The 7,153-nt window shown below is 69.6% G+C and carries 5 protein-coding genes and 1 pseudogene; 2 read left to right on the plus strand and 4 right to left on the minus strand.

Annotated features, from left to right (window positions below; genetic code table 11):
• Positions 1–29: 29 nt before the first annotated feature.
• On the minus strand, positions 30–1,106 hold the full coding sequence (locus tag HV783_RS26115; protein ID WP_175167946.1) for a FecCD family ABC transporter permease: 1,077 nt from the start codon (positions 1,104–1,106) through the stop codon (positions 30–32).
• 20 nt (positions 1,107–1,126) lie between these two features.
• Positions 1,127–2,248 (minus strand): ABC transporter substrate-binding protein, encoded by a 1,122-nt coding sequence (locus HV783_RS26120; protein WP_175190159.1) that lies wholly within the window; start codon positions 2,246–2,248, stop codon positions 1,127–1,129.
• A 215-nt stretch (positions 2,249–2,463) separates the two neighbouring features.
• Between HV783_RS26120 and HV783_RS26125 the strand changes: the two genes are divergently transcribed.
• Both HV783_RS26125 and HV783_RS26130 read left to right on the plus strand, forming a co-directional pair.
• Entirely contained in the window at positions 2,464–3,147 is a 684-nt protein-coding gene (locus tag HV783_RS26125) for a response regulator transcription factor (RefSeq protein ID WP_054504175.1), read from the plus strand.
• Positions 3,140–4,459, plus strand: coding sequence for a sensor histidine kinase (locus HV783_RS26130; RefSeq protein WP_175190160.1), 1,320 nt, complete (start codon positions 3,140–3,142; stop codon positions 4,457–4,459). Before HV783_RS26125 ends, HV783_RS26130 begins: the two co-directional genes overlap by 8 nt.
• Here HV783_RS26130 and HV783_RS26135 read toward each other — a convergent pair.
• Entirely contained in the window at positions 4,437–6,770 is a 2,334-nt protein-coding gene (locus HV783_RS26135; RefSeq protein WP_175190161.1) for a TonB-dependent receptor, read from the minus strand. The two genes, HV783_RS26130 and HV783_RS26135, sit on opposite strands and share 23 nt — an antisense overlap.
• A 221-nt stretch (positions 6,771–6,991) precedes the next feature.
• Positions 6,992–7,153, minus strand: a pseudogene (locus HV783_RS26140) (amino acid ABC transporter ATP-binding protein); the annotation flags it as partial.

A 7,153-nucleotide genomic window follows, 5' to 3' on the forward strand; every position in this document is an offset into this window, starting at 1 on the left:
GGAGGCGTCTCCAGGGGCAGGGGAAGGCGTCAGCCACGCTTGAGGGCGCGGATGACGATGGTGAGAAAGAAGGGAATGCCGACCAGCGAGGTCACGATGCCGACCGGGATGAGGGCGCCGGGCAGCACGGTCTTGGAGGCGACCGAGGCCAGCGACAGGATCAGGGCGCCGGCCAGCGCGCTGCCGGGCAGGTAGTAGCGATGGTCCTCGCCCAGCAGCAGGCGGGCGATGTGCGGCGCCACCAGCCCGACGAAGCCGATGGTGCCGACGAAGGACACCGCCAGCGCCGCCAGCGCGCTGACCCGCAGCAGGCTGACCAGGCGCAGGCGCTTGACGTCGATGCCGAAGCTGGCGGCGCGTTCCTCGCCCAGCCGCACCGCGGTCAGCTTCCACGCGTCGCGCAGCGAGAACGGCAACGCCAGCGCCAGCGCGGCCGCCATCACGCCCACGGTGGTCCAGGTGGCGCGCGCCAGACTGCCCATGGTCCAGAACACGATGCCTTGCAGCGCTTCCTCGCTGGCGATGAACTGCAGCAGCATGACCAGGGCCTGGAACGAATACACCAGCGCGATGCCGAACAGCACCACGCCCAGCGTCGAACCGCCGCGCCAGCGCGCCACGCGCTCCAGGATCAGCACCGACACCAGGGTGCTGGCGAAGGCCGACAGCGACACCACCATGCCGGGCGGCAGCGCCGGCACGTGCCAGTCCAACGTGATGGCCAGCGAGGCGCCGAACGCGGCCGCGGCCGACACGCCCAGCGTATAGGGGCTGGCCAGGGGGTTGTCCAGCATGGTCTGCATCTCGGCGCCGCCCAGGCCCAGGGCCAGGCCCACCAGCAGCGCCATCAGGGCGTAGGGCAGGCGGAACTGCCAGACGATGACGCGGGTGCCAGCGTCGGCGGCGTCGGGGTGCAGCAGGGTGCGCAGCAGGTCGAGCGGCGCCAGGCCCGCCGGGCCGGTGGCGACGTCGGCCAGCAGGCTGATGGCGATGGCCACGGCCAGCGCCAGGGCCAGCGCCAGCCGCCGCCGGCGGGTGCGATGGTAGCGGGCGACGGGATCGTCCAGGACGCCGTCGGCCGCGAGGGCGGTAGCGGAACTCTGCATGATGGCGTGCCTGCCTGCCGTCAACGGGCGGCGGGTGCGGTCCAGTAGGTGCCGGCGCCGTCCACGTCGAGGAAGTCGCGATACAGCGTGGCCAGCGTGGCGTCCGGGTCCAGCGCGCCGGCGCGGTCGGGGTACAGCCACTTGGCCATCGCCTCGATTGCCGCGACGTTGTAGGGCGAGTTGTAGAACGCGTGCCAGATGCCGAAGGCACGGCCGCGCTTGACCGCGTCCAGGTCGCGGATGCCGTCGCGTTGCAGCAGGGTCGAGAGGCTGGCGGCGGACACGTCGGCGGCGGCGCCGGGGCCCGCCAGCAGGCCGGGACGGCCGGGGTCGGAGCGGCTGCCGGTGGCGATGTAGACCTGTGGCTGGGCCTGCAGCAGGAATTCCATGCTGACGTCGCCGATCGCGCCCGGCAGCACCGGGGCCGCCACATTGACGCCGCCGGCCGTCTCCAGCAGGTCGCCGAAGCTGCCGTTGCCGGTGGTGTGGCAGCAGGCGGGCCAGACGCCGGCCAGCATTTCCACGAATACGCGAGGACGCTCGGCCTGCGGCACCGGCTGCACCAGTTCGCGCACCTTGGCCAGGTGCGACTCATAGAACGCGATGTAGCGCTCGGCCTGTTCCGGACGGTCGAGCGCCTGGCCCAGGATGCGCAGGCTGGGCACGGTGTTCTGGACCGGATGCTGGCGGAAATCGATGAACACGACCGGAATGCCGGCCTGCTGCAGTGACGCGATCATCGGGTTGTTGCGGCCCGGGCCGTGGCCGCTCAGGCTGAAGATGGCCACGTCCGGCTTGAGCGAGACGATCTTCTCCGGGCTGACGCTGGCCTCCGAGGTGGTGCCGATCAGCGGCACCTCGGCCGCCTTGGGGAAACGCTTGATGAGTTGCTGCCAGGAATAGGGATCCTGCTGCTTGAGCTCGCCCTGCCAGCCGACCACGCGCGCCACCGGGTCGGCGCGGTCCAGCAACGCCATGGCGAAGACGAAGCGGCCTTCGCCCAGCAGCACCCGCCGCGGATGATCGGGCACGGTGACGACGCGGCCGGCCAGGTCGGTCACCTGGCGGGCCTGGGCGCCGGGCAGGGCGCAGAGCAGGGCGGTGGCGGCCAGCGCCGCGCGGAACATGTTTTTCAAACGCATGGGGAGATCCCGATCCAGTGGCCACGACACGCCCCGCGGGCTTGCGGGTAACGCGAACCATTCCTATCGGCAGGCAGTCTCCGTCATCAGGGTTCAAGAATTCGTTAAGACGCGCCCCGGGTTGTGGCGGCCCCGCCGCGAAACGGCTGGCGTCCGTGGCGGGATCGGGGTCGCGCTTACAATCTGAGATTGATTTACATTCCCCGCACCGCCCCATGCGCGTTCTTGTCATCGAAGACGACCCCGATATCCTGGCGAACATCACGCATCACCTGACGCGCCGCGGCTACATCGTCGACTGCGCCGAGGACGGTTTGCGCGGCTACGCCATGGCGGCCGAGGGCGGTTTCGACCTGATCGTGCTCGACCTGATGCTGCCGCGGCTGGACGGCTACGACCTGTGCCGCCGGCTGCGCGCGGAGGCGCGCTGCGATACGCCTGTCATCATGGTGACCGCGCGCGACACGTTGGACAACCGGCTGACGGGGTTCGACGCTGGCGCCGATGATTACCTGGTCAAGCCGTTCGCCCTGGCGGAGCTGGCGGCGCGCGTCAAGGCCCTGCTGCACCGCGCCCATGGGGCCGGTGCAGCGCGGGTGCTGCAGGTAGGCGACCTGACGCTGGATACCGGCACCCTGGCGCTGGCGCGGGCCGGACAGCCGCTGCGGCTGCCGCCTTCGCCGCTGCAACTGCTGATGCTGCTGATGCGCGCCAGCCCGGCGGTGGTGCACCGAGGCCGGCTGGAAGAGGCGCTGTGGCGCGATTCGCCGCCGGACAGCGATAGCCTGCGCACGCACATCCACCAGATCCGCCAGGTGGTGGACAAGCCGTTCGCCACGCCGCTGCTGCACACCGTGCACGGCATCGGCTACCAAATGCGGGCCGGCGACGATGCGTAGCGCGCGGCGCGGGCTGGCGCGCTATCTGGTACGCACCTACCTGCTGCTGGCGCTGCTCGTTGGCGGCGCGCTGACCTGGGTCTCGATCTGGAGCGTGAACACGCTCGAAGTCCATCTGCAGCGCATCGACATGGGCATGGCGGTGGAACGGGTGCGCAACGATTTCCTGGCCGGCGTCGATCCCGGACGGCCGCACCGTTTCTTCCATGGCGCGCCGGGCAGCGAAGCGTTTCCGGCGGGGCTGCGGGGCCTGGCGCCGGGCTTTCACAAGATCGAGCGCGAGGGCCGCGTCTGGCACGTCATGGTGGACGACAAGGACGGCCAGCGCTACATGCTGCTGCGCGACTACACCGAGTACGAACGCAACCAGTCCACATCGCACTGGACCGTGGTCAGCGGCCTGGCCGGCGGCCTGGTGCTGGCGTTCGTGCTGGGCACCCTGGCGACGCGGCGCATGTTGCGGCCGCTGGCGCGGCTGGCGGCGCAGGTCACGGCGCGCGGCGCGCAGCCGCCCCAGACCCGCCTGGCGGCGGACTATCCGCCGGACGAGATCGGTCGGCTGGCGGACGCTTTCGACGCCACCTACAACCAGCTCGAACAGGCGCTGCGGCGCGAACAGTTGTTCACGGCGGACGTCGGCCATGAATTGCGCACGCCGCTGATGGTGATTTCCAGCTCCTGCGAGCTGCTGCTGGACGAACCCGGCCTGGACGCCGACGGCAGCGCTCGCGTGCGGCGCATCGCCGCGGCCGCGGCCGACATGGGCGAACGGCTCGATACCTACCTGATGCTGGCGCGCGGGCGCGACGCCAGTGACCAGTTCAAGCGCGAAAGCGCCGGCGGCGCGGCGCGTGAACAACTGGCGGCCTGGAGCGCGATGGCGCAGCGGCGCGGCATGTCGCTCGTACTCGAAGCGCCGGCGCAGGCGAGCGCGGGGGATCCAGACGATGCGCAGGCGGCGGCCGCGCAGGCCGACGCGCCGCGTTATCCCGCGCCCTTGCTGCGCGCGCTGCTGTCCAACCTGATCCGCAACTCGCTGCAGTACGCCGGCCCGGGCGCGCGCGTCACGATCAGCGCCGGCCCGGACTACCTGCAGGTGGCCGACGACGGCCCGGGCATCCCGCTGGAACGGCAGGAAGCCGTCTTCAGCCCGTTCGTGCGCGGCGCGCAGCCCGATGCCGGCAACCTGGGGCTGGGGCTGTCCCTGGTGCGGCGCATCTGCGAGCACCAGGGCTGGCGCGTGTCGCTGCGGTCGGCGCCCGGGCAGGGCAGCGTGTTCAGGGTGGACCTCAGAACGACAGCTCGGCCGTGAAGGTCACGGTGCGGCCGGCGCCGGGCACGCCATAGAGCTGGAATCCGTCGAGCGAGGCGCCGACGCGGCTGTAGTAGAACTTGTTGAACAGGTTCTCCACGTTCATGCCCAGGGTCAGCGACTTGTCGACGCGATAGCGCGCGGCGACCGAGTGCAGCCAGTAGGACGGCGCCTTCTCGTCGTCGCGCACCCAGATGGGATGGGTGCCGGACGGGCCCGACACGGTGGAACTGTTGTTGTTCTTGCCGCCCACGTACTTGTTGTCGGTGTAGCGCCGCTTGCCCACGTATTGCGCGCCGTAGCTCAGCGACAGCTTGTCGGTGGCGGCATAGGTGGTCCACAGGTTGAACGTCAGGTCCGGCACGTTCTTGGCTTCCTCGCCGCTGTTGGCGCCCTTTGTAATGCGGCTCTTCAAGGCGCTGACGCCGGCGAAGGCCGACCAGCGCGGGGTGAGGTTGCCCGCCAGCCCCAGCTCGATGCCGTCGACCCGCTTGGCGGGCAGCGCGCGCACCACGTCGGTGGCGTCGTCGCCATACTCCCAGGAGTCGGACAGCTCGGTGCGGAACACCGCGCCTGTCAGCGACAGGTCGCCCTGGGCCAGGTCCCACTTCCCGCCCAGCTCGTAGGTCTTGGACACCGCCGGCTTGTAGCTGTCGCCGCCGGTGGCGCCGTAGATGTTGTTGTTGGTCGAGGCGCCCAGCGCGGACGGCTGCGCGGCCTGGCTGTAGGCGGCGTAGAGGCTGGCCTCGGGCACCGGCTTGTAGGTCACGCCGAGGCGGCCGCTCCAGGCGCCGTCCTCGACCCGGTTGGTGCCGTGCTTGCCGGCGGAGCCGGTGACCTGCGTGACGCGGAACCGGTCATAGCGCAGCGCGCCCTGCAGCAGCCATTGCGGCGTCAGCGTCAGCGTGTCGCCAACGTACAGGCCGGTGTTGAAGACCTCGGCGCGGTTGCCGTCGGCGCCCTTGACCTTATCGACCCCGCCCATGTCGACGCCGCCGTTGTTGCGCAGGTCGAAGGTCGGGTTGGTCGACGGCGCCTTGATGGTGCGTTCGTGATCGCCGTAGGTCTCCTTGTAGAACTCCACGCCGGTCACCAATTGGTGCTTGATGGCGCCGGTCTGGAAATCCAGGCTCAGGTTGGTCTGGTTGGCCAGGATGGTGTAGCGCTTGGAGGTGCCGAAGTCGTTGCCGCGCAGTTGGCCATAGGGGCTGGGGTTGTCCAGCGCCACATAGCCGCTGTACGAGGGGATGCCGTCGGCGCTGTTGACCAGCGGCCCGGCGCCGGCGTAGCCGTAGGAGGTGCGCGAGGCGCTGTTCAGGCGCGCCGGCGACAGCACGCCGATGCGGTCGGTCTGTTCCCAGCGGCTGATGTTGGACAGGCGCACGCGGTCGTTGAAATCGTGTTCCGCCTTCAGGGTGGCCTGGTCGGTGCGGGTCTGTTCGGTGTACAGCGACGGATCGCCGTACCAGGCGTTGCGCGATACGTTCGGCATGCGCTGGCCGCCGGTGCCGCGCTGGATCGGCACGCCGCCGTCGGGAATGTTGTTGTCTTCCTGGTGCAGGTAGTTCAGGGTGACGCGGGTGGGCGTGCCCAGCCCCATCGCCAGCGAGGCCGCCATGCCGGAGCGGTCGAACTCGGTCACGTCGCGCTCGGCCACGCCGTTGTGGTGGCGCATCAGGTTGATGCGCAGCGCCGAGCTGTCGGTCAGTTCCTGGTTCAGATCGGCCGTGATGCGGCGGTAGTGGTCGGTGCCCAGGCCGCCGGACGCCTTGTAGAACGAGCCCAGCCGGGCTTCCTTGCTGACGAGGTTGACGCTGCCGCCGACCGCCGAGACGCCGGATTCGATCGAGCCGGTGCCCTTGAACACTTCGGCCCGCTCCAGGTTGAAGATGTCGGTGCGGCTGGACATGCCGGCGTCGCGGATGCCGTCCACGGTGATGCTCTGTTCGGCCGAAAAGCCGCGGATGGTGAACATGTCGCCCCAGCCCAGGTTGCCCTCGCCGGAGCTGAAGGTGATACCGGGAACGTTACGCAGCACGTCCTGTAGGCTCTGGGCATGCTGCTCTTCCAGCACCTCGTGCGGCACCACCGTGATGCTTTGCGGGGTGTTCAGCAGGGGCTGGGTGAATTTGCCGGACTGCACGTGGTCGGCCTTGTAGGGCGCCGGGCTGTCGGCCTGCACCGTCACCGGCGCCAGCACCGTGGCGTTGTCGCTGGCCGGCTGCGCCTGCGCGCTGGCGGCGGCGCCAAGCGCCACGCCCAGGGTCTTGAGCGACACCGCGCCGGGATGAGGGGTTTTGTACTGCGCCATGATCAGGTTCCAGAAAAATGCCAATGAGAATCGTTAGCGATTCTAGGAAGGCGGGTCTCAAGATCTCGTTAAGGCGAGGGGCGCCATCGTCATGGGGTGCCGCTCCGAACGCGGCGGTGGCCGCTGACGGCTGGGCGGGGTATTCCGGCGGTCCGAAAAAAACGCCTTCCGGGGGAAGGCGTTCTCGCGACAGGCGTGGAAGCGGGCAGGCCCGCCCGGCCTCAATGCAGGATCTGGCTCAGGAACAGCTTGGTGCGCTCGTTCTGCGGGTGGTCGAAGAACTCGTCCGGGCTGTTCTGCTCGATGATCTCGCCGCGGTCCATGAAGATGACGCGGTTGGCGACCTTGCGCGCGAAGCCCATTTCGTGGGTCACGCACAGCAT

The organism is Achromobacter dolens (assembly GCF_902859745.1).
In the GTDB taxonomy this organism is placed as follows: Bacteria; Pseudomonadota; Gammaproteobacteria; order Burkholderiales; family Burkholderiaceae_B; genus Achromobacter; species Achromobacter dolens.